The sequence below is a fragment of the Pseudorhodoferax sp. Leaf267 genome, from assembly GCF_001422405.1.
In the GTDB taxonomy this organism is placed as follows: Bacteria; Pseudomonadota; Gammaproteobacteria; order Burkholderiales; family Burkholderiaceae_C; genus Pseudorhodoferax.
In genome coordinates this window covers 787726-811393 of the sequence record NZ_LMMV01000012.1, presented here as the reverse complement: position 1 = coordinate 811393, position 23668 = coordinate 787726, and the positions used below count along the sequence as shown (strand labels likewise).

General features: G+C 68.1%; 28 protein-coding genes, 1 tRNA gene and 1 pseudogene. 20 read left to right on the top strand and 10 right to left on the bottom strand.

Annotated elements, in window-relative coordinates:
- The first annotated feature begins 6 nt into the window (after positions 1-6).
- The 5 genes from puhA to puhE are packed head-to-tail and all read left to right on the top strand — an operon-like array spanning position 7 to position 3817.
- Positions 7-780, top strand: a complete 774-nt coding sequence (gene puhA, locus ASF43_RS15655) for a photosynthetic reaction center subunit H (RefSeq protein ID WP_056182805.1) — start codon at positions 7-9, stop codon at positions 778-780.
- The gene (gene puhB, locus ASF43_RS15650) at positions 777-1502 is read left to right on the top strand and encodes a photosynthetic complex putative assembly protein PuhB (protein WP_082497879.1); all 726 of its coding nucleotides are present in this window, start codon (positions 777-779) and stop codon (positions 1500-1502) included. The genes puhA and puhB overlap by 4 nt, the downstream gene beginning before the upstream one ends.
- A 24-nt stretch (positions 1503-1526) precedes the next feature.
- Positions 1527-1952: a photosynthetic complex assembly protein PuhC gene (puhC, locus tag ASF43_RS15645; RefSeq protein WP_056182803.1), complete on the top strand. Its 426-nt coding sequence runs from the start codon at positions 1527-1529 to the stop codon at positions 1950-1952.
- A 16-nt stretch (positions 1953-1968) separates the two neighbouring features.
- Positions 1969-3039, top strand: coding sequence for a magnesium-protoporphyrin IX monomethyl ester (oxidative) cyclase (gene acsF / locus ASF43_RS15640; protein WP_056182800.1), 1071 nt, complete (start codon positions 1969-1971; stop codon positions 3037-3039).
- Between the two features lie 7 nt (positions 3040-3046).
- Positions 3047-3817, top strand: a complete 771-nt coding sequence (puhE, locus tag ASF43_RS15635) for a putative photosynthetic complex assembly protein PuhE (protein WP_056182797.1) — start codon at positions 3047-3049, stop codon at positions 3815-3817.
- 51 nt (positions 3818-3868) lie between these two features.
- Here the strand turns inward: puhE and ASF43_RS32295 are convergent.
- From ASF43_RS32295 to ASF43_RS15600, 8 genes and pseudogenes are all read right to left on the bottom strand, one after another.
- Positions 3869-4453, bottom strand: a pseudogene (locus ASF43_RS32295) (type I restriction-modification system subunit M N-terminal domain-containing protein); the annotation flags it as partial.
- A 353-nt stretch (positions 4454-4806) separates the two neighbouring features.
- Positions 4807-4929, bottom strand: coding sequence for a hypothetical protein (locus ASF43_RS32045; protein WP_255358119.1), 123 nt, complete (start codon positions 4927-4929; stop codon positions 4807-4809).
- A gap of 172 nt (positions 4930-5101) precedes the next feature.
- On the bottom strand, positions 5102-6343 hold the full coding sequence (locus tag ASF43_RS15625) for a transcriptional regulator (protein ID WP_056183468.1): 1242 nt from the start codon (positions 6341-6343) through the stop codon (positions 5102-5104).
- A 29-nt stretch (positions 6344-6372) separates the two neighbouring features.
- Positions 6373-6657 carry a type II toxin-antitoxin system HigB family toxin gene (locus ASF43_RS15620; protein WP_056182791.1) on the bottom strand — a complete coding sequence of 95 codons (285 nt, stop codon included), beginning with the start codon at positions 6655-6657 and terminating at the stop codon, positions 6373-6375.
- A 116-nt stretch (positions 6658-6773) separates the two neighbouring features.
- Entirely contained in the window at positions 6774-7085 is a 312-nt protein-coding gene (locus ASF43_RS15615; RefSeq protein ID WP_056182788.1) for a hypothetical protein, read from the bottom strand.
- 82 nt (positions 7086-7167) lie between these two features.
- Positions 7168-8034: an NmrA family NAD(P)-binding protein gene (locus ASF43_RS15610; RefSeq protein ID WP_056182785.1), complete on the bottom strand. Its 867-nt coding sequence runs from the start codon at positions 8032-8034 to the stop codon at positions 7168-7170.
- A 47-nt stretch (positions 8035-8081) separates the two neighbouring features.
- The gene (locus tag ASF43_RS15605) at positions 8082-8666 is read right to left on the bottom strand and encodes an O-methyltransferase (RefSeq protein WP_056182782.1); all 585 of its coding nucleotides are present in this window, start codon (positions 8664-8666) and stop codon (positions 8082-8084) included.
- A gap of 94 nt (positions 8667-8760) precedes the next feature.
- Positions 8761-9960, bottom strand: coding sequence for an alpha/beta hydrolase (locus ASF43_RS15600; RefSeq protein ID WP_156373329.1), 1200 nt, complete (start codon positions 9958-9960; stop codon positions 8761-8763).
- A 165-nt stretch (positions 9961-10125) separates the two neighbouring features.
- On the opposite strand from ASF43_RS15600, the gene ASF43_RS15595 reads away from it, so the two are divergent.
- Positions 10126-11064, top strand: coding sequence for a LysR family transcriptional regulator (locus ASF43_RS15595; protein WP_162241813.1), 939 nt, complete (start codon positions 10126-10128; stop codon positions 11062-11064).
- A 355-nt stretch (positions 11065-11419) separates the two neighbouring features.
- Here ASF43_RS15595 and ASF43_RS15590 read toward each other — a convergent pair.
- Positions 11420-11495 (bottom strand) — tRNA-Lys (locus ASF43_RS15590).
- 199 nt (positions 11496-11694) lie between these two features.
- Between ASF43_RS15590 and ASF43_RS15585 the strand changes: the two genes are divergently transcribed.
- A complete protein-coding gene (locus tag ASF43_RS15585; protein WP_056182773.1) occupies positions 11695-12612 on the top strand; it encodes a PfkB family carbohydrate kinase in 918 nt (305 codons plus the stop codon).
- Between the two features lie 3 nt (positions 12613-12615).
- Here ASF43_RS15585 and ASF43_RS15580 read toward each other — a convergent pair whose 3' ends face one another.
- Positions 12616-13593, bottom strand: coding sequence for a GMP reductase (locus ASF43_RS15580; protein ID WP_056182772.1), 978 nt, complete (start codon positions 13591-13593; stop codon positions 12616-12618).
- A 165-nt stretch (positions 13594-13758) separates the two neighbouring features.
- Here ASF43_RS15580 and nudB point away from each other — a divergent pair, with 165 nt between their 5' ends.
- The 13 genes from nudB (at position 13759) to ASF43_RS15520 (ending at position 23621) form a co-directional block, all read left to right on the top strand.
- Positions 13759-14226 (top strand): dihydroneopterin triphosphate diphosphatase, encoded by a 468-nt coding sequence (nudB, locus tag ASF43_RS15575; RefSeq protein ID WP_056182769.1) that lies wholly within the window; start codon positions 13759-13761, stop codon positions 14224-14226.
- Positions 14226-15440 carry a cardiolipin synthase ClsB gene (gene clsB, locus ASF43_RS15570; protein ID WP_056182766.1) on the top strand — a complete coding sequence of 405 codons (1215 nt, stop codon included), beginning with the start codon at positions 14226-14228 and terminating at the stop codon, positions 15438-15440. Before nudB ends, clsB begins: the two co-directional genes overlap by 1 nt.
- Positions 15441-15442: 2 nt before the next feature.
- Positions 15443-16477 carry a ligase-associated DNA damage response exonuclease gene (locus ASF43_RS15565; protein ID WP_056182763.1) on the top strand — a complete coding sequence of 345 codons (1035 nt, stop codon included), beginning with the start codon at positions 15443-15445 and terminating at the stop codon, positions 16475-16477.
- Positions 16474-18213 (top strand): ATP-dependent DNA ligase, encoded by a 1740-nt coding sequence (locus ASF43_RS15560; protein ID WP_056182760.1) that lies wholly within the window; start codon positions 16474-16476, stop codon positions 18211-18213. The genes ASF43_RS15565 and ASF43_RS15560 overlap by 4 nt, the downstream gene beginning before the upstream one ends.
- A 15-nt stretch (positions 18214-18228) precedes the next feature.
- The gene (gene folE / locus ASF43_RS15555) at positions 18229-18957 is read left to right on the top strand and encodes a GTP cyclohydrolase I (RefSeq protein ID WP_056183465.1); all 729 of its coding nucleotides are present in this window, start codon (positions 18229-18231) and stop codon (positions 18955-18957) included.
- Between the two features lies 1 nt (position 18958).
- Positions 18959-19381 (top strand): BLUF domain-containing protein, encoded by a 423-nt coding sequence (locus tag ASF43_RS15550; protein ID WP_056182758.1) that lies wholly within the window; start codon positions 18959-18961, stop codon positions 19379-19381.
- Between the two features lie 227 nt (positions 19382-19608).
- Positions 19609-19986 carry a response regulator gene (locus ASF43_RS15545; RefSeq protein ID WP_056182750.1) on the top strand — a complete coding sequence of 126 codons (378 nt, stop codon included), beginning with the start codon at positions 19609-19611 and terminating at the stop codon, positions 19984-19986.
- Between the two features lie 56 nt (positions 19987-20042).
- Positions 20043-21380: a CHASE3 domain-containing protein gene (locus ASF43_RS15540; protein WP_056182746.1), complete on the top strand. Its 1338-nt coding sequence runs from the start codon at positions 20043-20045 to the stop codon at positions 21378-21380.
- A gap of 170 nt (positions 21381-21550) precedes the next feature.
- Complete coding sequence (locus ASF43_RS29870) at positions 21551-21715, top strand: DUF1328 domain-containing protein (RefSeq protein ID WP_082497877.1); 165 nt, start codon at positions 21551-21553, stop codon at positions 21713-21715.
- Between the two features lie 76 nt (positions 21716-21791).
- Entirely contained in the window at positions 21792-22202 is a 411-nt protein-coding gene (locus tag ASF43_RS15535; RefSeq protein ID WP_056183463.1) for a hypothetical protein, read from the top strand.
- 28 nt (positions 22203-22230) lie between these two features.
- Complete coding sequence (locus tag ASF43_RS15530; RefSeq protein WP_056182743.1) at positions 22231-22611, top strand: hypothetical protein; 381 nt, start codon at positions 22231-22233, stop codon at positions 22609-22611.
- A complete protein-coding gene (locus tag ASF43_RS15525) occupies positions 22601-23050 on the top strand; it encodes a hypothetical protein (RefSeq protein WP_156373328.1) in 450 nt (149 codons plus the stop codon). Before ASF43_RS15530 ends, ASF43_RS15525 begins: the two co-directional genes overlap by 11 nt.
- Before the next feature lie 31 nt (positions 23051-23081).
- Positions 23082-23621 carry a bacterioferritin gene (locus tag ASF43_RS15520; protein ID WP_156373327.1) on the top strand — a complete coding sequence of 180 codons (540 nt, stop codon included), beginning with the start codon at positions 23082-23084 and terminating at the stop codon, positions 23619-23621.
- Positions 23622-23668 lie beyond the last annotated feature (47 nt).

The window sequence follows — 23668 nt, the reverse complement described above, 5'->3', positions numbered from 1 at the left end:
CTTCACATGCAAACCGGTGCCATCACGGGCTACATCGACGTCGCCCAACTCGTGCTCTACGCCTTCTGGGTGTTCTTCGCGGGCCTGATCTATTACCTCCACCGCGAGAACAAGCGCGAGGGCTACCCGCTGGAGTCCGACCGCTCGGGCCGCATCACGCACCAGGGCTTCCCCGCGGTGCCCGAGCCCAAGACCTACCGCATGGCCGATGGCAGCACGGTGCAGGCGCCGAACCATGCGCGGCGCGACAACCAGCCGCCGCTGCACGAGGGCGTGTACCGCGGCCTGCCGCTGGAGCCTTCCTCGTTGGGTTCAGGCAACCCGCTGCTGGCCGGCGTGGGCCCCGGTGCCTGGGCCGACCGTGCCGACCGGCCGGACCGCACGGTCGAGGGCGACGCCCGCATCGTGCCGCTGCGTGCGGCTGGTGCCGGCTTCGGCGTGGCGCGCGAAGACGTGGACCCGCGCGGCCTGCCGGTCTACGGCGCCGACATGGTCGAGGGCGGCACCGTGGTCGACCTGTGGGTGGACCGTGCCGAGATGCTGTTCCGCTATGTCGAGGTGCAGGCCGCGGGCGGCCGCCGCGTGCTGCTGCCGATCAACTTCGCGCGCGTGCAGGCGCGCCGCGTGCTGGTGCGCTCCATCCTGGGCCAGCACTTCGCCGACGTGCCGGGCACCAAGCAGGCCGAGCAGGTGACCATGCTGGAGGAAGAAAAGATCATGGCCTACTACGGCGCCGGCACGCTGTACGCCACGGCCGCGCGGCAGGAGCCGCTGCTGTGAAAGCCGTCAACATCCTCGAGCCCGCGCACGAGCACGAGTTCGAGGCCACGCACGGCCTGCCCGAGGCGCTGCCGCCCGGCGAGACGCTGCTGTGGCAGGGCAGCCCCGATGCGAAGCTGATCGCGGTGCAGGCCCTGCACATCCGCAAGGTGGCGCTGTACTTCGCGCTGCTGCTGGCCTGGCGGCTGGCCAGCGACCTGTACGACGGCGCGGGCCTGGGCGCGGCGCTGTGGGGCTGCCTGGGCATGCTGGCGCCCATCACGCTGGGCCTGGGCCTGATCGCCGGCATGGCCTGGCTGATCGCGCGCACCAGCGTCTACACGCTGACCAGTCAGCGCGTGGTCATGCGCATCGGCGTGGTGCTGTCCATCACCTTCAACCTGCCGCTCAAGCGCATCGCCGCGGCCAGCCAGCGCAAGGGCAGTGGAGACATCGCGCTGGCCCTGGCCGGCGACGACCGCATCGCCTACCCGCACCTGTGGCCGCATGCGCGCCCCTGGCACCTGCGCCAGCCGCAGCCCCTGCTGCGCGCCCTGCCCGCCGCGCAGGCCGCCGCCGTGGCGGCCCAACTGGCCCAGGCCCTGCGCGTGGCCCACGCCCAGGCCGCACTGCCCGCAGAAGAAGCCGCACAGCCCTTGCCGCAGCGCCCGGTGCGCGAGCTGCCCGCCGCCGCGCCCACGGTGTCGCCCCAGCCCACGCGCGGCCTGCACGCGCACGCCTGACACCTGAACCGAAAGACCACCACCATGACCACCCAACGCCTGGCCCCCCTGCCGCTGCTCGCGATGGTCGTGCTGGTGCTGTGCGCGCTGGCCGCCACGGCGGCCGTGCGGCTGACCGGCCTCGACATCCGCCAGCAGGCCGACGCCGCCCCGGTCGCGCAACGCGCGCTGCGCTTTGCCGACGGCGAGGACGGCAGCCTGCGCGTCATCGACGACCGCAGCGGCCAGGTGCTGGACACGGTGGAGGCCGGCACCGGCGGCTTCATCCGCAGCACCATGCGCGGCCTGGTGCGCGAGCGCAAGCGCCAGGGCATCGGCCCGGCGATGCCGTTCGAACTGATCGCGCGCGCCGACGGCCGCCTCACGCTGATCGACCCGGCCACCCAGCGCCGCATCGACCTCGAATCCTTCGGACCGGTGAACGCCGCCGTGTTCGCGCGTCTGCTGTAGACCCCAGGGAGCCCCCATGCAAGCCGAACTGCACACCCCCGACGACGCCGCCCGCCTGGCCAAGCAGGAGACGGTGCTCACGCCGCGCTTCTACACCACCGACTACGCCGCCATGAACCGGCTGGACGTGGGGCCGGTGCGCGCCGAATGGGACACCATGATGGCCGAGTACGAAGGCGACAACAACCACGACCACTTCCAGCGCGACGCAGCATTCGCGGCCGAGGTGACGGCCGCGTCGGCGAAGTGGTCGCCCCAACTGCGCCGCGACTTCCAGGAGTTCCTGGTCAGCTCGCTGACCAGCGAGTACAGCGGCTGCGTGCTGTACGCCGAGATCGCCAAGCATGTCGACAACCCCGACATCAAGCAGCTGATGCGCTACATGACGCGCGACGAATCGCGGCATGCCAACTTCCTGAACCAGTCGCTCAAGGACTTCGGCCTGGGCGTGGACCTGGTGAACTTGAAGCGCACCAAGGCCTACACCTTCTTCCGCCCGAAGTACATCTTCTACGCCACCTACCTCAGCGAGAAGATCGGCTACGCGCGCTACATCACCATCTTTCGCCAGCTGGAGCGGCACCCCGAGCACCGCTTCCACCCGATCTTTCGCTGGTTCGAACGCTGGTGCAACGACGAGTTTCGCCACGGCGAATCCTTCGCGCTGCTGATGCGTGCGCAACCCCACCTGCTGCAGGGCGCCAACCTGCTGTGGGTGCGCTTCTTCCTGCTGGCCGTGTACGCCACCATGTACGTGCGCGACCACACCCGCCCCTGGCTGGCCGAGGCGCTGGGCATGGACCCGACCACCTACGACTACAAGGTCTTCGACATCACGACCGAGATCAGCCGCCAAGTGTTCCCGATCAGCCTGGACACCGATCACCCGGCCTTCCGCGCGGGGCTGGAGCGGCTGCTGCACTGGTCGCGCCGCATCGACGCGGCCAAGGCGCGCGGCGGCGTGGTCGGCAAGCTGCAGCAGGGCTGGGCCGCGCTGGGTGCGGCCAGCAGCTTCGTGCGGCTGTACCTGCGCCCCGTGAAGCAGCACGCACTGCCGGCCGACATGCGCGTGGCGCCGAGCTGGTAGACACGCCGTGCGGCTGCTCGCCCCGCTGCTCTACACCCTCGTGGTCTGGTGGGCGAGCACGGGCGTGATCCTGTACCTGAACGGCCTGCCGCGCCGCTGGCACGGTGCGCTGATGGGCGCAGCCACCGTGCTGCTGGGCGTGGCCCTGTGCGGCGTGGCGGTGACGGCGGGCGACACGCGCGTGAGCGGCGCCTACCTGGCCTTCACCGCCACCATCGCCGTCTGGGGCTGGCAGGAACTGGGCTTCCTGCTCGGCTACGTGACCGGCCCGCGCCGCAGCCCCTGCCCATCGGGCTCGGCCGGCTGGCGCCGCGTGGGCCATGCCATCATGGCCATCTTGTGGCACGAACTGGCGCTGCTGGCACTCGGCGCGGCGATCCTGTGGCTGACCTGGGGCCAGCCCAACCAGGTCGCGCTGTGGACCTTCCTCGCGCTGTGGGTCATGCGCCTGTCGGCCAAGCTCAACGTGTTTTTGGGCGTGCGCAACCTCAACGAGCAGTTCCTGCCCGAGCACCTGCGCTACATGCACAGCTACTTCCGCCAGCGGCCCAGCAACGCGCTGTTCGCCAGTTCGGTGATCGCCGGCACGCTGGCCGCAGGCGCGGTGTGGCAGGCGGCGGTGCATCCCGTCGCCACGGCATTCGGGGCCACGGGCGCCTGCCTGGTCGCCACGCTGCTGAGCCTGGCGGTGCTGGAGCACTGGTTCATGGTGCTGCCGCTGCCGAGCGAGAAGCTGTGGGCGTGGGGGATGCGGTCGCGGGTGCAGCGCGAAGTGTGAGGTGGGGACGGATCCAGACTGGTGGCGGTCGATCACGGCATGGCAACGAGTGTCGCCGGCCTCTTCGTTGTTCTCTTCGTTGAAGCGGCGGATCAGCTCCTCGAACACCGTGCCCATGCCGTGGTTGTCCAGTGCGGGCAGACGCACGCGGCCGTCCTCGTCCAGTACAGGCTTGGGTGAGAGGTTGACGTCGGGCTTCAGGAAGTCGCTGATCAGGTGGCCCAGGATGTCGGCCTCGACCAGCGTCTGGATCTGGTCGCGGAACTTGAACTTGGTCAGAATCTCCTGCACGTTCGGCGAGAAGCCATCCAGGAAGGCGATGAAGCTGTCACGCAGGCGCTGGCCACTGCTGATGGACTGCAGGTCGGTCAGCGTGCTGGCGGCGGTGTTGTAGAACGCTTGCCCAGCGGCGCCGCGCAGCGCGCCATCCTGGTTGGCGACCTGAGCGGCATCCAGCTGCTTCTTCATTGCGAGCACGGCCTGCTTGGTCGTCTCGAGCAACGCATCCAGACGCCGCAGCACGATGAAGGGCAGGATCACGTCGCGGTATTTGCCGCGCACATAGACGTCGCGCAGCCGGTCATCGGCGATGTTCCAGATGAAGTCGGCGATCCACTTGAGTTGCGATTGGTCCATTTTCTTGTTTTACGGTGTTCTGGTGTCGCCGGTGGCCGCGCCGTTGGCGCGAAGGCGCGGTCTTTGCACATGCAGAGAGCCCGCTTCACGCGGGCTCAGGATCAACAGGGTTGCGTTGAAATCAACGGCCCTTGGGCTTGGCGCTGGGCCGCTGAGTCAGCGCCGAGGCCGCGACAGATTTCACCGCAGCCGGGGTCTTGGGATTGCTCAACAGCTTCGATGCCGTTGAAGCAACGCGAGCGGAGGTCTGCTCGTTGGTGGGCTTCTTACTTGCCATGACGGATACCTTTCAGTTTCGAGTGCGACGGAGAAGCAGGCATCCTGCATGACGCAGGGCGCCTGCTTGGGGCAGGTCAGGTGAACAGTTCCATCTGACCGGGGTGCGAACGCCAGTGCTGACAAACGTGCTCCCGGCGTCCGTACCGGAAGCGGACGTAAGCCCGCACAAAAACGTTCTTCCAGCGGGTGTAGGCCATGCCAACTCCTCGTAGAAGCGTTGAGGGGTTTTCACTCTGGCCCGTGCACTGCGAACTGGTAGGATCCGCCGTCTTCGCTAAGACGTGATTTGCCTGGGTGGTTTGGTAGACCCCTTTTCACCTCACCAAGGCCCTTGAGTGCGCTAACACTCAAGGGCTTTTTCTTTGTTGATCAAGCTGGTTGAGCAAGCTCCCGCAGTTGATCGCCGAACAGTGGGCGCACGTCCGCCTTGATGCTGCTGAGCAGCCGCCAGTTGCTTGCTTCAAAGCGAACGCGCCCCGCCACGATGGTGGGGTGAATGCGCAACTTGTCCGCCAAGGCCATCGCGGTCTCCATCGTCGGCTCTACGGTCAACCCTGAGGCAAGCCATTCGGCCTGCGGGATCAAGATGTCCCGCGCGCCTTCGTCTGCTTCACGTTCCTCAGCGCTCTGTTGATGGACCTTGTCTTCGAGGTTGTCGGCGATGAACCAACGATCCGGGCCCAGGTGTCTCTGGACGTGCACCAGTTCGTGCAGCAATGCGAACCAGAAGTTGTCGAGCCGGTCGTGCCGCAGGGTCAGCGCCACCACGGGAAGATCGCCATCGAACATGGCGGCACCGTCGAGGTAGGTTTTGCTGAAGTGATCTTCGAAGACGAGGGCAATGCCCATGTCGGCCAGAAACTCCTGCGCCAGCCGCGGCCCTTGCTCGAAACGCGACAGGCGAGCCAGTTCGCGCAGGCGTTCCTCGGTCAGGCTGCCCTTCACGTAGGCGGACTTGAGTTTGCGTTGACGCGCCTTCTTCAGCACCGCCACATGCCAGGTCAACAAGGCGTACTCGTCCATCAGGCGACTGCCGCTCTGGTGCATCGGGGCACGCAGCCGCGCCTGGTGGATCGGCTGCAGGTCGAAGCCGCGCATGAACCTGCGGATCAATTCTTCCGCCTTGTCCTTGGCTTCACGGAAGGTGCCGTGGAAGCCTTCGAAGTACCCGCGCGCGCACATCTCCTTGAGCGGGAACTTGGCCGTGTCGTAGGGGAGTGCTTCGTCCAGATCGATCGCATCATCGGTTTGCGCCAGCAGCACGTCAGCCGCGATGCCCAGGCCCTGGTGCAGTTTGCGGATCATTGCCAGGTTGAGCGGGCGTTTGCGCGCCAGCACCTCGGACACCTTGGGCAACGAGCCCATGTAAGGCACCAGGTCGACCTTCTTGAGCCCGAGCTGATCCATGCGAAACAGGATGGCTTCGATCGGATCGAGCACCACGGGCTCGACCTTGCTGCGCTCGTAGGACTCGATGACCAGCGCCAGCAATTCCAGTTCGGCTTCCTTGCCGGAGCCGGGCGCCACGTCATCGTCCATCAAAGCCGACAGACGAACGATCGCCGCATCGTAGTCACGCTGCGTCTTGATCACTTTCACCTGTTGCTTCATCTCCATTCCTTTCATGTTCCGCGCCTGATCTAGAACTTTTGTTTGTCGTACTCGGCATGCGTGCCAACCCACTCGATCAGGATCAAGCCGTTTTGGTACTTGGCCTTGATGACCAGCCGGTAGTTGTTGCCCTTGATGTTGAAGATGACCTTGTTGTCTGCCAGAAAGCTGGCGCTGGGATACCTGAGCTTGATGTCTTGCGGGCCTGCCCACCGCGCACGCTCTGCCTCAGAACGCCAAGCATCGAGCGGCCCCCGTGCATCAGCATGTCTGCGCTTGAAGTCGTCCAGCTTCAGTAGGCCGAGTAGTTGCATGGGAGGAGCGACTGTTTCCTGCAGTAGAGGAAGATGATACTTTCCCAATCGAGATACTGTCAATGACCATCAATCGCGGGAATAGTGCTTCAGGGCTGCCGCTGCCCCAGGCTGCTTCACGCCGACAGGGGCTGACTGCTGATCGCGCCGCGGCCGCACCCCGCACCGCCGCCGCGCAATCGCCCGCACGGCCACACACCCACAGGGCACGCTGCAGCCGCACCGGAGACCGCTTCCATGAAAAGCTGTTGCTGCTCATCGCATCCCACGCCCTCGTCAGCGCCATCGGCTTCGGCCTCGGCGTGCAACTGCTGCCCATCCTCACCGCGCCGGCTGCGCCCTTGACCGCCGACGTGCAGGCCGTCGCGCAGTCCGCGCGCTACGTGGGCCAGTTCCGCCGCGACCTGCAGGACAGCGATGCGCTGCATTGGGGCGAGGGCACGGTCTCCATCGGCCCGTTCGGCGTGCTGGTGCGCGGGACGCGCGCCGAGCCGGGTCTGCCAGCGGACCTCAGGCCCAGACGGCGGCCAAGGCCTGCTGCAGCGTCGTGGTCCCCCGGCGCGTCTCGTGCGTCCCTTCGAAGCGCGTGTGCCCGGTGTTGAATCCTTCGAACAGTTTCACGAACGCGGTGACGGTGGCGGCCGGAAAGCCCTGGCCGCGCATCGCCGCCGCCCACTCGGCCGGGTCGGCCTGCACGGCCTGCACCGGGCGGCCGTGCAGGGCACTCAGCACGCGCGCGGCGTCGTGGGGCGAACTGTCTTCGCCCCACAGTTCGACGATGTGCCGCTGCACCGTGCCTGGCGCTTGCAGCAGTGCGGCGGCGGTGGCCCCGACGTCCTGGGCGCTGACCATGGGCACAGCCCGCTCCAATGGCCGGAACATGGAGGGCAGCACGCCGCGCTGCCGGACGCTGTCGAAGGACCAGGCCCAGTTCTCCATGAAGTTGGCCGCACGCAGCAGCGTGACGCGCCCGGGGTACGCCGCGAGCCGTTGTTCCAGGTCGTGGGTGGTGAGGATGTTGCCCGTCCCGCGCGCGTGCTGGGCGCCGATGGAGGACAGGCCCACCACATGCGGCACGCGCGCCATGGCGGCGGCGGCGACCAGGCTGGTGTGCACGGCCCGGGCCTGGGCGTAGAGGTCGTCCGCGAAGTAGGCCGGCGGGTTCATCAGGTAGGCCGCCTGGGCGCCCTCGAAGGCGCGGGCCAGCGCGGACGTGTCCAGCAGATCGGCCACGCGGACCTCGGCCCCGCGGGCCCGCCAGGCCGAGGCCTCACCGTCGTCGCGGCGCACGAGCATGCGCACGGGGTGGCCCTGGGCCAGCAGGGTGTGGCACAGGGCTTGGCCGGTCTGGCCGAAGGCGCCGGTGATGGCGTACATGGATGACTCCCGGGTGATGGACGAAGCAGGTCGAAGAAGGAAAGTGGTCAGCGCAGCCGCAGCACGCGGGTGCGTCCGCCTTCCAGGGCCAGGTCGCGCAGTTCCGCGAAGTGCAGGGCCTGCGCCGCGCGCAGCGCCCGCGGATCGTCCGCCAGCTGCGTGTTGGAACAGACCAGGTGGCCCCGGGGCGCCAGCACCCGCGCGATGTCCTGCAGGAGGGCGGCGTCGGGCGCAAAGCCGTCGAAGAACACCAGATCGAAGGATGCGGGGGGCTGCTCGCGCAGCACGGCGTCGAAGCGCGCGTGCCGCACCTGCACCCGTGCATCCAGGCCACGCCGGGCGATGGCCTCGCGCGCCAGGCGCACATGCGCGTCGTCGCCATCGACCGTCACCACCTGCGCCTGGGGCGCCGCCGTGGCCAGCGTGCAGGCGGTGTAGCCCAGCGCGCAGCCCAGCTCCAGGATGCGCCGGGGCTGCAGGCCCTGCACGCAGCGCAGCAGGCCCGCGCCGTCTTCGAATGTGTAGGCACCGCAGCCGTGGGCTTGTCGGTGGCGGCGGGTGGCCTCCCGCAGATCGGCATGGGGGTCCGGGTCCAGGGGCAGGGGCGCTCGGGTGTGCGACGGCAGGGTCATGGCGCAGCGACGGGGCGGCCGTCGCACCAGGCCTGGGGGCGGGCGGATGCGGCGGCCGGCGCCCGGGGCATCGGCAGGCGGTGTTCCGCGGGCGTCACCGGGCCGTGCCGTCGGCGAAGAACGGTGCCAGGTGCGCCACCACCGCGTCCAGCGTGGTCGGGTCCTGGTAGAACTGGATCTGGTTGCGCTCGGGCAGCCAGACCTGGGCCTTGCGTTCGCTGCCGATCTGCTCGAACAGCCGGCGCGGGATCTCGGGCCCGCTGGCGGCGCGGTCGCTGTGCAGCATCAGGACCGGCTTGCGCAGGGCGCGCAAGGAGGGTGCGATGTCGTGGCCCCAGATGCCCGCTTCGCTCATCTGCGTGATGCGGTTTTCCCACAGGCCGGTGTGGCCGGCGAAGGGGCCCCGGTCGGCCCACCGGTAGTAGAAGTCGTGGATGGGCCGCGCCGTCAGCAGCGCGTTGGCGTCGCTCAGGCTGACGATGGGGATGTAGTCCGTGCGCCCCTCGCGCTCGAAGGCCAGGCGCGCATCGTGGGCGCGCGCGATGCGGGCGCGCACCGCCTCGGGGCTGCCCAGGTACAGCGCAGCGGTTTGCGGCGTGAGGTAGTGACCGGCCACCAGCGCGACCGATTGCAGCAAGGGCTCCTGCTGCGTGGCGTCGGCGGCCCAGTTCACGCCCTGGCACACGCCCAGCGCATGGATGCGCGCGGCATCCACCTCGGGCCGCTGCGCGAGGTAGGCTGCCGCCGCCCGCAGATCGGCCACCTTGGCGGGGCCGCTTTCGTGGCGCCGCGGCTCGCCCTGCGACTCGCCGTGGTGGCGCGGGTCGAACACCAGGGCCACCAGGCCCTGCTGCGCCAGGCGGCTGGCGTACTGCATCGGGGCCTGCTCCTTCACGTAGGCCACCGGCCCGATGACGACCACGGCCGCCGCGCGCGCTGCCGGCTGCGCAGGCCGCCGGGGCAGGAACAGGTTGCCTACGACCTCGCTGCCCTGCACCACGAAGCGCACGCGCTCGACCAGGTAGGCGCCGGCATCGATGCGCTGGGCGGCGTCCCAGGCCTGGGTGCGAAAGCCGCTGGACGGGCCCGCGCCCAGGTGGGCGGGTACGGCCGGCACCGTGGCCGCAGCGGGTGCGGTGCTGGTGCCGGTGGGGGTGGGGGTGGCGGCACTGGCCGTGCCGGCGCCGCTGCACAGCAGGGCGGCGCACAGGGCAGCGAGCGGCCTCAGCGTGCGCAATGCAGGCCGGCGCGGCGGGCGCTGGCGCGGGGTGGTCGGTGATGGGGGTCGAGGCATGGGGTGGGTCCGATGGGGTGAGGCCGGCGATCTTCTGCGCTGCGCCACGCCCGGCACAAGGCCGCGCCGGTCATGCCGGACATGCGCCAGGTGGATGCTGCCGCACCGGCCGGGTTTGGTGCATGCTCGCGGGTCGACATCCGCGCCCCGGCACCCGACGCCCCCATGACACCCACAGATGCCGCCGCCGTTCTGGCGGCCTTGGACCTGCGCCAGCTGCGCTTCCTGCTGGCCCTGCTTCGCTCCGCCAGCATCACGCAGGCCGGTGCGGCGGCCGGGTTGAGCCAGCCGGCGGCCTCGCGCACGATGGCGCGGCTGCGCAAGATCCTGGGCGACGCGCTGCTGGTCCGCACCCGTGCCGGCTTCGTGCTCACGCCGCGCGCCCAGGCGCTGCACGACCCCCTGGACCGCGCCCTGGCCGCCCTGCACGAGGCCCTGCTGCCCAGCCCCTTCGTGCCGGCGCACAGCACCCGCGTGTTCCGCCTAGCGAGCACGGACTACGGCGTGTCGGTCCTGGCCGAGCGCTGCCTGTCGCTGCTGGCCCACGAGGCGCCGCACATCGGCCTGAGCGTGGACCCCTGGTCCTCCAACACCTTGCGGCAGCTGGAGCACGGTGCGCTGGATGTGGCCCTCTTTGCCGACGATGCGCTGCCCGGCGCCTTCCACTTCCGCACCCTGTTCCGCGAGCACTACGCGCTCCTGGGGCCGGCGCAGCATGCGGTCTGGGCGCGGCTGCCGCCCGGGCCGGTGGACCTGGACGGACTGCGCCTGGCTCGCGCCCATGCCCACGTGGCGGTGCGCCACCCGCAAGGCAACGGCCATGCCACCGACGACCCCTACCAGCGCGTGGGCTTGCCGGGGCCCCGCATGCGGCTGGAACTGCCCTACTTCAGCTTTGGCGCGCAGGCCATCGCGCAGGCCGGCTTGCTGGCGCTGTGGCCGCAGCGCATGGTGCGCAGCTGGGCGGCGGATCCGGCCCTGGTGGTGCGGCCCGTGGCCGTGCCCGAGTTGGCCTTCGACTACCGGCTCATCTGGCACGACCGCAGCCACCGCGACGCCGCCGGTGGATGGCTGCGGGGGATGCTGGCGCAGGCCCTGGCGTGAGAGTGTGTCGACGACATCGCTGGAACCCAGCGACAGGCTGGCGCGTACGCCGTGCCCTGCTTGCCGCTAGCCGTGTGCGCCATGACGTCATGAGCCACCACACGCGGCCCAGGCCGGCCGAGGTGCTGGTAGGGCGTGCCGATGGCAGCAAGCATGGTGCTGCCGCTGCCAAGCGCAAACGCTGAAGGTGGGGCTTGCGCTCGCGGACGCGGCGTGGCGCGCGAGGCCGCAACGCGCAATGCTTGGCGCGACGGTTGTCACCGTTCGCGGACCGCATTGGTGGCATCGCAGTCGGGACGGGCGCCCACAAGAAAAAAGCACCTGGCGACTTCTCGCCAGGTGCTTCGTTCTGTTTTGGTGGGCCCTGAGTGACTCGAACACTCGACCTACGGATTAAGAGTCCGCTGCTCTACCAACTGAGCTAAGAGCCCCAATTCACTTTGCCTGTTGTTCTTCTTGTTTGTATTCTTTGCTTCTACAGCGCTTGTGGCGCTGTTCAGTGCTCGGAAGCCCGCGACTATAACCCATTTTTTACAGCTACTGCAAATGCAGCGCACAAATTGCCCCCTAAGATGGCGCCGCGGCCAGCCGAGCAAGCGACAAAGGAAACTGGCCGGGAGGAAAGAACACATGGGCGAGCCCACCCAATGGCGCATCTGCACGGTCGGCCATGCCGCGCTGGATCACTGCTTTTCGATCGAGGCATTCCCCGCCCTACCCACGAAGACACCGGCACGCGCCTACCGCGCCATCTCGGGCGGCATGGCCGCGAATGCCTCGATCGCGGCAGCCCGGCTGGGCGCGGCGGTGCGCATGCATGGCGCCGTGGGCGATGACGATGCCGGCGATTTCCTGGTGCAGCGGCTGCAAGCCGGTGGCGTGAACTGCGAGCAGCTGCAACGCGTGGTGGGCGCGGCTTCGTCGGTGTCGGCCGTCATCATCGACGCGCACGGCGAGCGCCAGATCTACAACCACCGCGGCGACGCGCTGCAACGCGCTGCGGCGCTGGACGTCGCGGTGCTGCACGGTTGCCAGGTGCTGATGGCCGATCCGCGCTGGATGCCGGGTGCGCAGGCGGCCTTGCGCTGGGCACGTGCGGCCGGCGTGCCGTCTCTGCTCGATGGCGACCTCTCGCCGCAGCAGGACCTGCGGGCGCTGGCCGCACTGGCCGACTGGGCGGTGTTCTCCGAATCGGGGCTGGCGTCGTTCGCCGGCCATGGCACCGTGGCCGATGGCCTGGGCGAGGCACTGCAGGCCGGCGCCCATCTGGCCGCCGTCACGCTCGGCGCCCATGGCGTACGCTGGCAGCGCCCGGGCGGGCCCGTGCGCAGCATGCCCGCTTTCGCCGTACGCGCCGTGGACACCAACGGTGCCGGCGACGTGTTCCACGCCGCGCTGGCCATGGCGCTGGTGCGCGCAATGCCCGACGAGCAGGCCATGCGTTTTGCCAGCGCCGCCGCGGCACTCAAGTGCCAGCGTGCCGGCGGCGTGGCCGAGGGCCCGGACTGCGCGCAGGTCGAACGCTTCCTCGCAGCCCAGCCCCATTGAGGGCTACATCAGCAGGTGTTCGCCTGCGTTGTCGCCGCCCAGGATCACGTAGTTCACCTTGCGGATGTCCATCAGCTTCTTGCCACCGGCGTAGCTGATAGAGCTCTGCACGTCCTGCTCCATTTCGATGAGCGTGTCGGCCAGCTTGCCCTTGATCGGCTCCAGGATGCGCTTGCCCTCGACGTGGCGGTACTCGCCCTTGTTGAAGTCGCTGGCGGAACCGTAGTACTCCTTGAACAGCTTGCCGTCGACCTCGACAGTCTGCCCGGGCGACTCTTCATGGCCCGCGAACAGCGAACCGATCATGACCATGGACGCGCCGAAGCGGATGCTCTTGGCGATGTCGCCATGGTCGCGGATGCCGCCGTCGGCAATGATGGGCTTGGTGGCCACACGCGCACACCACTTGAGCGCCGACAGCTGCCAGCCGCCTGTGCCGAACCCGGTCTTGAGCTTGGTGATGCAGACCTTGCCCGGCCCGATGCCGACCTTGGTCGCGTCCGCGCCCCAGTTCTCCAGGTCGATGATGGCTTCGGGCGTGCCCACGTTGCCCGCGATCACGAAGGACGCAGGCAGCTTGTCCTTGAGGTAGGCGATCATGTTCTTCACGCTGTCGGCATGGCCATGGGCGATGTCGATGGTGATGTACTCGGGCACGAGCCCCAGCTTGGCCAGCTGGTCCACGGTGTCGTAGTCCGGCTGCTTCACGCCCAGCGAGATTGAGGCGAAGACGTTGTGCTCGCGCATGCGGCGCACGAAGGCCACGTTGTCCAGGTCGAAGCGGTGCATCACGTAGAAGTAGCCGTGCTGCGCCATCCACAAACAGGTGGCCTCGTCGACCACGGTCTTCATGTTGGCGGGCACCACCGGGATGCGGAAGCTGCGGCCGCCCAGCGTCACGCTGGCGTCGCATTCGGAGCGGCTTTCCACGCGGCACTTGCGCGGCAGCAGCAGGACATTGTCGTAGTCGAAGATTTCCATGGCATCCAGCTTTCATCAATGGTTGAACAACGATTGAGCGCTTGGAATGACCCCGGCCGTGGCCCCGTGCGGGCCACAAAAAACCGGGCTTCAATTGCTTGGGCCCGGTGATTGATTCTAGCGAGCCGATGAAGCCCATACCCCGCGCCCTAGAATCCCGCCGCAATGGCCAGGCCCTACAAGATTCCGCAATCGGTGCTGGTGGTGATCCACACGGCGGCACGCGATGTGCTGTTGATCCGGCGCGTGGACGGCGATGCCCATTGGCAGTCGGTCACCGGCAGTAAAGACACGCTCGAAGAAGACTTGCGCACCACGGCCGCGCGCGAGGTGCTCGAAGAGACCGGCATCGCCTGCGGCCCCGGCTCGCCGCTGGCCGCGCAGCTGGTCGACTGGCAGCTGCAGAACGTCTACGAGATCTACCCGCAGTGGCAGCACCGCTACGGCCCCGGCGTGCTGCACAACACCGAGCACGTGTTCGGCCTCACGGTGCCCGCCGGCACTCCCGTTCAGCTGAGTCCCCGCGAGCACACGGCCTTTCAGTGGCTGCCTTGGCGCGCGGCGGCAGATGCCTGCTTCTCGCCCTCGAACGCCGAGGCCATCTTGATGCTGCCGCGCTTCCTGGAGCGTTGATGGCGCACGCCACGGCGAGGCTGCAGGGCGGCCACCGCATCGAACTGCTGGAAGGCTCGCACGCGTTCTTCCCCGCGCTGATCGCGGCCATGGACGCTGCGCGGCGCGAGATCCACTTCGAGACGTACATCTTCGACTTCACCGGCAGCAGCACCGCGGTGGCCGAGGCGCTGGTCCGTGCGGCCGAGCGCGGCGTGCGCACCTGCGTGGCTGTCGACGGCCTGGGCACCGGCCGCGCTCCGCCGTCGTGGGCGAAGCGCTTCGCCGAGGCTGGCGTGACGTGGCGCATCTACTCTCCCGTCAACGCGCTGGTGCTGCTGCTGCCCACGCGCTGGCGCCGTTTGCACCGCAAGCTCTGTGTGGTCGACGGGCACACGGCGTTCTGCGGTGGCATCAACGTGCTGGACGACTACCACGACCCGAGCTGGGGCGCGCTGCAAGCCCCGCGGCTTGATTTCGCCGTGCGCGTGACCGGCCCGCTCGTGGCCGACGCCCACCGCACCGTGGGCCAGCTGTGGCGCCGCCTGCAGGCCGTGCACGACCTGCGCAGGCATGACCTGCCGAGCGCCATGCGCGACCTGATCGATGATGCCGAAGGACAGGCTGCGACCGGCACCCACAACGCTTCGCGCCCGCCGCTGACGCGCGCCACACTGCTGCTGCGCGACAACCTGCGTCACCGCAAGCGCATCGAGCAGGCCTACCTCAAGGCCATCGGCGCGGCGCGGCACGAAATCGTGATCGCCAACGCCTACTTCATCCCCGGCCGCAAATTGCGCAACGCCCTGGTGCAAGCCGCCCGGCGTGGCGTGCGCGTGCGGCTGCTGCTGCAGGGCCGCTACGAGTACTTCTTGCAGTACCACGCTTCGCGCCCGGTCTACGGCATGCTGCTGGACGCGGGCGTGGAGATCCACGAATACGCGCCCAGCTTCCTGCACGCCAAGGTGGCTGTGGTCGACGGACACTGGGCCACGGTGGGCTCCTCCAACCTCGACCCTCTGAGCCTGCTGCTGGCACGCGAGGCCAATGTCGTCATCGAAGACGCCCCCTTCGCGCAGCAGTTGGCGCAGCGCCTGGACCTGGCGATGCGCGACGGCGGCCAGCGCATGGAGATGGCCCGCTACGACGAGCGCCCGCTGCTGCAGCGCTGCAAGGAACGGCTGGCCATGGCCGTCATGCGCCTGGGCCTGTTTGTCACGGGCAACCGCTACTGACGATGGCCCGCGACAACGACCTCATCGTGCAGCGCGCCGAGGGCCTGTACTGCCCGCCCGGCGACTTCTACATCGACCCCTGGCGCCCCGTGGCGCGTGCCGTGATCACGCACGCGCACGCCGACCACGCACGCATGGGCCACAGCCACTACCTGGCGGCCGCGCCCGGTGAAGGCGTGCTGCGCCAGCGCCTGGGCGAGATCGAATTGCAGACCCTGGCTTACGGGGAGCGCATCACGCACCAGGGCGTGGAGATCTCGCTGCACCCGGCCGGCCATGTGCTGGGCTCGGCCCAGGTGCGACTGTCGCATGGCGGCCAGGTCTGGGTGGCCAGCGGCGACTACAAGGTAGCGCCGGATGCGACCTGCGCGCCCTTCGAGCCGCAGCGCTGCGACGTGTTCATCACCGAGTCGACCTTCGGCCTGCCGCTGTACCGCTGGCGCGAGGATGCCGAAATCTTTGCCGGCATCGACGCCTGGTGGTCGGCCAATGCCGAAGCCGGGCGGCCGAGCCTGCTGTGCTGCTACAGCTTTGGCAAGGCGCAGCGCATCCTGTCGGGCGTGGACGCGGCCATCGGCCCCATCGTCGTGCACGGCGCGGTGCAGCCTTTGAACGAGGCCTACCGCGCGGCCGGCGTCAACCTGCCGCCCACCCTGCTGGCCACCGACGTGGCGGACCGCAGCGTTTTCAAGCGGGCACTGGTGCTGTGCCCGCCTGCCGCTGCCGCCGGCATCTGGGCACGGCGTTTCGGTGCCGACACCAGCACGGCGTTTGCCAGCGGCTGGATGCAGCTGCGCGGCACGCGCCGGCGCGGCGGCTACGACCGCGGCTTCGTGCTCAGCGACCATGCGGACTGGCCCGGTCTGATGCGCGCCATTGGCGCCACCGGCGCGCAGCGCGTGATCGTCACGCACGGCAGCATCCCGGTCATGGTGCGGCATCTCACGGAGCAGGGGCTGGCCGCCGAGGCTTTCCACACCGAGTACGGCGACGACGCACTGGACGCCGAGACCCCGGCCGAGGCCGCGCCCGCATGAAGCCGTTCGCGCGGCTGTTCACCGAGCTGGACAGCACCACCTCGACCACGGCCAAGGTGCAGGCGCTGCAGCGTTACTTCGACAGCGCGCCGGCTGAAGACGCGGCCTGGGCGGTGTACTTCCTGGCCGGCGGCAAGCCACGCCAGGTGGTGCGCACATCCACGCTGCGCGCGCTGGCCTGTGAGATGGCCGGCATCGCCGACTGGCTGTTCGACGAGTGCTACCACGCCGCTGGCGACTTGGCCGAAACCATTGCCTACGTGCTGCCGCTCCCCGAGCCCGGCAGCGCCAGCGACCTGGGCCTGGCCTTCTGGATCGAGCAGCGCCTGCTGCCGCTGCGCGGCCTGCCCGAGCCCGAGGTGGCCCAGCGCGTGCGCGGCTACTGGAACGAGCTGGACCCGCAGGGCCGCTTCCTGCTGACCAAGCTGGTGGGTGGCGGCTTTCGCGTGGGCGTCAGCAAGCTGCTGGTGCAGCGTGCGCTGGCCGCCCATGCCGGCGTGGACGCCAAGCGCGTGGCGCAGCGCATGATGGGCTACACCGACGCGAAGACCATGCCCAGCGTCACGCGCTACCTGGCCTTGACGCAGCAGACGGACGACAGCCAGCCCGACGCGGCGGCCGACCCCGGCCAGCCCTACCCCTTCTTCCTCGCGCATCAGCTCGACGCGCCGCTCGCGCAGTTCGACGAGCGCCTGGGGCCGCCCACCGGCTGGCAGGTGGAATGGAAGTACGACGGCATCCGCGGCCAGATCGTCAAGCGCGCGGCCCAGGTCTGGGTGTGGTCGCGTGGCGAGGAGCTGGTCACCGACCGCTTTCCCGAGATCGTGGCCGCCGCGGCCGCCCTGCCCGACGGCACGGTGCTGGACGGCGAGATCCTGGTCTGGCTGGAGGGCGCTCCGCAGCCCGCGCCCTTCGCGTTGCTGCAGCAGCGCATCGGCCGCAAGAACATCACGCGCAAGGTGCTCGCCGATGCGCCGGTGGTATTCGCGGCCTACGACCTGCTGGAGTTCGCGGGCCAGGACCTGCGCGCCTTGCCGCAGGCCGAGCGCCGCGCGCGGCTGGAGCCCGTGGTCGCCGCGCACGCCGCGCTGCGCCTGTCGCCCCTTGTCGTGGCCGACGACTGGCAAGGCCTGGCCGCGCTGCGTGCCGAGTCGCGCGTGCGCAGTGTCGAAGGCCTGATGCTCAAGCGCCGCGACGCCGCCTACGGCACCGGCCGCACCAAGCAGGACGGCCTGTGGTGGAAGTGGAAGATCGACCCGATGACGGTGGACGCCGTGCTGATCTACGCCCAGGCCGGCCATGGCCGCCGCGCCTCGGTCTACACCGACTACACCTTCGCCGTCTGGAACCGCACGCCGGCCGATGCGGCCGAGGCCCAGGCGGTGCTCGACGCGATCGCACGCAAGCAGCCAGCGCAGCCCGGCGCGCTGCAGCTGGTGGCCTTCGCCAAGGCTTACTCCGGCCTCACGGACGAGGAGTTCCGCCGCGTCGACGCCATCATCCGCAGGACCACGCTGGAGAAATTCGGCCCGGTGCGCAGCGTCAAGCCCTCGCTGGTGTTCGAGCTGGGCTTCGAGGGCATCAACCGAAGCCCGCGCCACAAGAGCGGCATCGCCGTGCGCTTCCCGCGCATGCTGCGCATCAGGGGCGACAAGCCGCTGCACGAGGCCGGCACCATGCAGGACCTCGAAGGCCTGCTGGCCTTGGCCGCCGTCACGCCGCAGGGCCTCGGTTAATATGCCGCGATGCTCATGCACCCCCCTGGCGCAGCAGCGCTGTCCACCACTCAGGCCGATGACGAAGGCACGCCGGTCTCCGTGAAGATCCGCGAGCGTCTGGTCGCGGCCCGCAAGCGCTTCAACGCCAACGACAACATCGCCGAGTTCATCGAACCCGGCGAACTCGAGAAGCTGCTGGACGAGGTCACGCAGAAGATGGAGGGCGTGCTCTCCAGCATGGTCATTGACACCGAGCGCGACCACAACACCGACAACACCGCGCGCCGCGTGGCCAAGATGTATGTCAACGAGGTGTTCCGCGGCCGCTATGTGAAGCCGCCCAGCATCACCGAGTTTCCCAACGCCGAGCACCTGAACGAGCTCATGATCGTGGGGCCGATCACGGTGCGCAGCGCCTGCTCGCACCACTTCTGCCCGGTGATCGGCAAGGTCTGGATCGGCGTGATGCCCAACGAGCACACCAACGTGATCGGCCTGTCCAAGTACGCGCGGCTGGCCGAGTGGATCATGGGCCGCCCGCAGATCCAGGAGGAGGCCGTGGTGCAACTGGCCGACCTCATCATGGACAAGACCCAGCCCGACGGTTTGGCCATCGTGATGGAGGCCAGCCACTACTGCATGGCCTGGCGCGGCGTGAAGGACATGGACAGCAAGATGATCAACTCGGTCATGCGCGGCGTGTTCCTGAAGGACCCGAACCTGCGGCGCGAATTCCTGTCCCTGATCCCTCGAAAGAACTGACATGCTCGTTCGCCTGCTCTACGCCAGCCGTGCCGTCGACACCGGCACGGGCGCCATCGAGAACATCCTCACGCAGGCCCGCGGCCACAACCCGGGCTGTGGCATCACCGGCATTCTTTGTTATGGCGGCGGCATCTTTCTGCAGGCCATCGAGGGAGGGCGCATGGCGGTGAGCGACCTGTTCGGCCACATCCAGAAGGACCCGCGCCACAAGGACGTCGCCTTGCTGCATTTCGAGGAGATCAGCGAGCGCCGCTTCGGCGGCTGGACCATGGGGCAGGTCAACCTGAACAAGCTCAACCACTCCATCTTGCTGAAGTACTCCGAGAAGGCCGAGCTCGACCCCTATGCGGTGTCGGGTCAGGTATCGATGGCGTTGCTGGAGGAACTGATGGCCACGGCATCGATCATCGGCCGGGTCTGAGGCAGCAGGCCTGCGTGGTTGCCAAGGCTTGCACTTCACACGCTGCAAGGTCGTTGTATGCAACACCCAGCTATGGATGTAGGCGTACTCCTACGTTGACGAACCTACCCCGCTGGCACAATCGCCCGAGGGAAATGCTTATAGTTCTTGACGGTCTTCCGAGAGTCAACGGCCCGGCGCAAGTCCGCGCCAAGCTCCCGGCGGCGTATGCCAGAAAATGAAATGCTGTGGCGCTGAGAACCTACATCGTCGAAGACAACCCCACCATTCGCGAGAACCTCATTGCGACGCTTGAGGAATTGGCAAGCATCGACCCGGTCGGCAGTGCCGAGACGGAGAACGAGGGCAAGGTGTGGTTGACCGAAAACGCCGAACACTGGGATCTGGCCATCATCGATCTGTTCCTCAAGCAAGGCAGTGGCCTGGGCATCCTGCATGCCTGCAAGAGCCGCGCACCGCGCCAGAAGGTCGTTGTCCTCAGCAACTACGCAACGCCTGACATTCGCAAACGCTGCGCGCAACTCGGCGTAGACGCGGTATTCGACAAGTCCAATGAAATCGATGCCCTGATCGACTTCTGCGTCGAACACGCGTCCAACAGCTGAACACCGCTTTTCGCGTGCCGCGTCTCGCACGTCCCCGCTGGTGGTCGATCCCCAAGATGGCGATCAGCCTGCCGCTGGCCTTGTTGGCAGCGAGCATCCTGATCGCGATCAACGAGACGGGCTACAACCGCTCGGTCGCCGCGCTGAACAGCATGGCCCAGGTGCAGGAGACCCGCGGCGCCGTCAACCGCCTGCTCCAGCACATGCTCGACGCGGAGACCGGCCAGCGTGGCTACCTGCTGACCGGCGAGGTCAGCTACCTGGAGCCCTACCAGAACGCCACCGCCGTCATCAATCAGAACCTGGACCTGCTGCGCACGCTCTACCTCACGCAGCCCGAGGAACTGAAGGTCTTCGCCGAGCTGTCGCGCAATGTGCAGCGCAAGCTGGCCGAGATGGACGTGAGCGTGCGCCTGCGCAAGCAGGGCAACGAAGACGCGTGGAAATTCGTGCTGACCACCGACGTCGGTAAGGAGCACATGGAGGCGATCCGCGTGCAGTCCCAACTGCTGTTGGAGACCACCGTCCAGCGCCAGGCTGCGGGTGAGGCGCAGATCACGCGCGCATTGGTGCTCTCGCGCATCGGCATCGCCATCGTCGCGCTCGTGGGCCTGCTGGCCTTCTATATGTATTTGCGCCAGACCACCGCGCTGCAGGTGGTGGACCAGCGTGTGCAGGAAGACCTGCAACGTGAGCGCGACCTGCTCGGTCGCCAGGTCAAGGAACGCACCGCGAGCCTGGCTGAACTGGCCACGCACTTGCAACAGGTGCGCGAGCAGGAGCGCGGCCATCTGGCCCGCGAGCTGCACGACGAGCTGGGCGCGCTGCTGACGGCCGCCAAACTCGACGTAGCGCGTCTGAAGTCGCGCCTGGGCGCAGACGCACCCGATGCGCAGCAACGCATCCAGCACCTGACCGACACACTGAACAGCGGCATCGCGCTCAAGCGCCGCATCATCGAAGACCTGCGGCCCTCTTCGCTGACCAACCTGGGGCTGGTCACGTCGCTGGAGATCCTGGCGCGCGAGTTCGGCGAGCGCTCGGGCCTGGCCCTGGCCACCAGCCTGGAGCCCGTGGAGCTGGACGAAGCCTCGCAGCTCACGGTCTACCGGCTGGTGCAGGAGTCGCTGACGAACATCGGCAAGTACGCCCATGCGACCCAGGTCAACGTCAGCCTGCAGAACTACGGCAGCCACGTGACGGTCGAGGTGCAGGACGACGGCAAGGGCTTCGACACGCAGCACATTGCCGGCGCCAGCCATGGCCTGGCCGGCATGCGCCACCGGGTCGAGGCGGCGGGGGGGCGGCTCACGATCACGTCCGCGCCCAACGAGGGCGCACGCATCTCGGCCATGCTGCCGGCAGTTCCCCCGGTGCCGCATCCCACGCCGTAATCGACCGCATGTGCGGCAGAGGTCGGCAGCCTCCTACGCACCGAGCGCACTGCTGCTGACGGTGCGACCCGCCGCAAGCCGATCGGCTTGCGACACCACTCTCCGTAAGCTACGTGCAGACCAATTCGATGGTCCACCCTCCCACAGGGCCACGCCACAAGGAGCTTGTCATGTTGCACTACTCGGTCGTCTTTCTCGTCATCGCGCTGATCGCCGCGGTGTTCGGCTTCGGCGGCATCGCCGCTGGCGCCGTGGAGATCGCCAAGATTCTGTTTTTCATCTTCGCCATCATGGCCATCGTCGGGTTCGTGATGAGCCTGGTACGAAAAAACTAGTTGCGCATCGACGGTGCCTGATGGCGCCAGCGCAGATGTCTTCCCCATCATTCCCAGCACCAAGAAAGGCCACACCATGAACGCCCCCCTGAACACGAGCAAGCTTGCCCGCGAAGCCAGCGACGCGAGCCGCCAGCTGTCGGACAAGGTCATGCAATCGGCGCACGAGGCCGTGGAGACGACGCGCGACTATGCCAACCATGCACTCAACCAGGCCGACAGCAAGCTGCGCCACGTGCGCGGCATGGTCGACCCGGCCATAGAGGAATTCGCCTCCAGCGCACAGCGCCTGGCCCGGCGCGGCATCGACATCGCGGCTGACACCAGCGCGCGCGCGCAGCAGTCCTTGAATCGCTACGCTGCCGTCACCGAACGCTACGTCGCCGACCAACCGGTCAAGGCCGTATTGATCGCCGCCGCCGCCGGTGCCGTGATCGCGGCATTGCTGCTGTCGGCACGCAAGCGCCGCGAACGCGACCAGTATTGAGCGCAGGCGAAGCCGTTCAGGACCGCCCATGCTGCATCCGATCTATTCGACCGTCATCAGCCGGCCCGATCTCGTGGCGGACCATTTGTCTGCCTACGCCGCGCTCGCGGCAGAGGAAGCCGCCTCCAGCGGCAATGACCTCAAGGTGCGGGCCATCGGCCTGGCTCTCACTGGTGTGCTGGCCTTGTTGTTCGTCGTGTTTGCAGGTGTTGCGCTCATGCTCGGCGCCGTGCACGGCCAATTCCACTGGGCGCTGGCCGCCGTCCCGGGCGGCACGCTGCTGCTGGCCTTGATCACCATGTTCGGTACGCGCCGGCCACCACCTGGGCAGCGTTTTGCCGAGCTGCGCCGCCAGATGGCTGCGGACATCGGCCTGCTGCGCGCAGCTGGAGAACGCCATGCACGTTGACATGTCCAACCTGTCAGCCAAGGAGCGTCTGGAAAGCACGCGTCGCGCGATCGCCGGGGAGTTGGCCCGCAAGCGCGGCGGGAGCATCCAGACCGAGGAAGAAGAGTTCTTCGCCGCACCGCCAAGCCCTGATGCTGGCATCTTCAGTTCGGCACGTCGCGCGGCGCGCGCCTGGTGGCATGCGCACCCCGTGCACAAGGCGGTGGACCTGGCGCAACCGCTGCTAGAGGACTATGCGCAGCACCGCCCCCTGCAACTCGTCGGCCTCGCCGCGGGCACCGGTGCGGCGCTCACGCTGCTCAAATCCTGGCGTGTGCTGTCGCTCACCGGCGTCGCACTGGCCCTGGTGAAGACGTCGGATATCAAGTCGACAGCACGCTACTTCATGGGCCGGCAGGGCGTGCCTGAGACGACAGCTGCCTTGCCGCCCGAAGCCTGATCGCTCCACCACCCACATGAAGACCCAACAAATGAACAAGACCCCCCCTTCGGACACTCTGGAACTGGACCAGCAGCGCATCGACGCTGCCGGCCGCAGTCTCGAAGACGGCGCCGTGACGCCCAGCTATGGCCCGCACCGCGACGCCATCGTGAAGCTGCTCAACGACGCGCTGGCCACCGAACTGGTCTGCGTACTGCGCTACAAGCGCCACCATTTCACGGCGGACGGCATCAGCGCGTCGCAGATCAAGGAAGAGTTCCTGGTCCACGCGAACCAGGAAGCGGCGCATGCCGACAAACTGGCCGAGCGCATCGTGCAATTGGGTGGAGAGCCCAATTTCGCGCCCGACTCGCTGTTGGCACGCAGCCATGCACAGTACGACGAATCCAAGGACATCCAGGCCATGGTGCGCTCCAACCTGGTGGCCGAACGCATCGCCGTCGAGGCCTATCACCAGATGATCCAGCTCATCGGCGACAAGGACACGACGACACGACGCATCCTCGAATCCATCCTCGCGGAGGAGGAAGAGCATGCGGACGAGCTGAAGGACTGGTTGCACCAGTAAGTCGCTCGCCCATGCCAAGGAGATCGACGGGCCTCGTGCAACCCGGC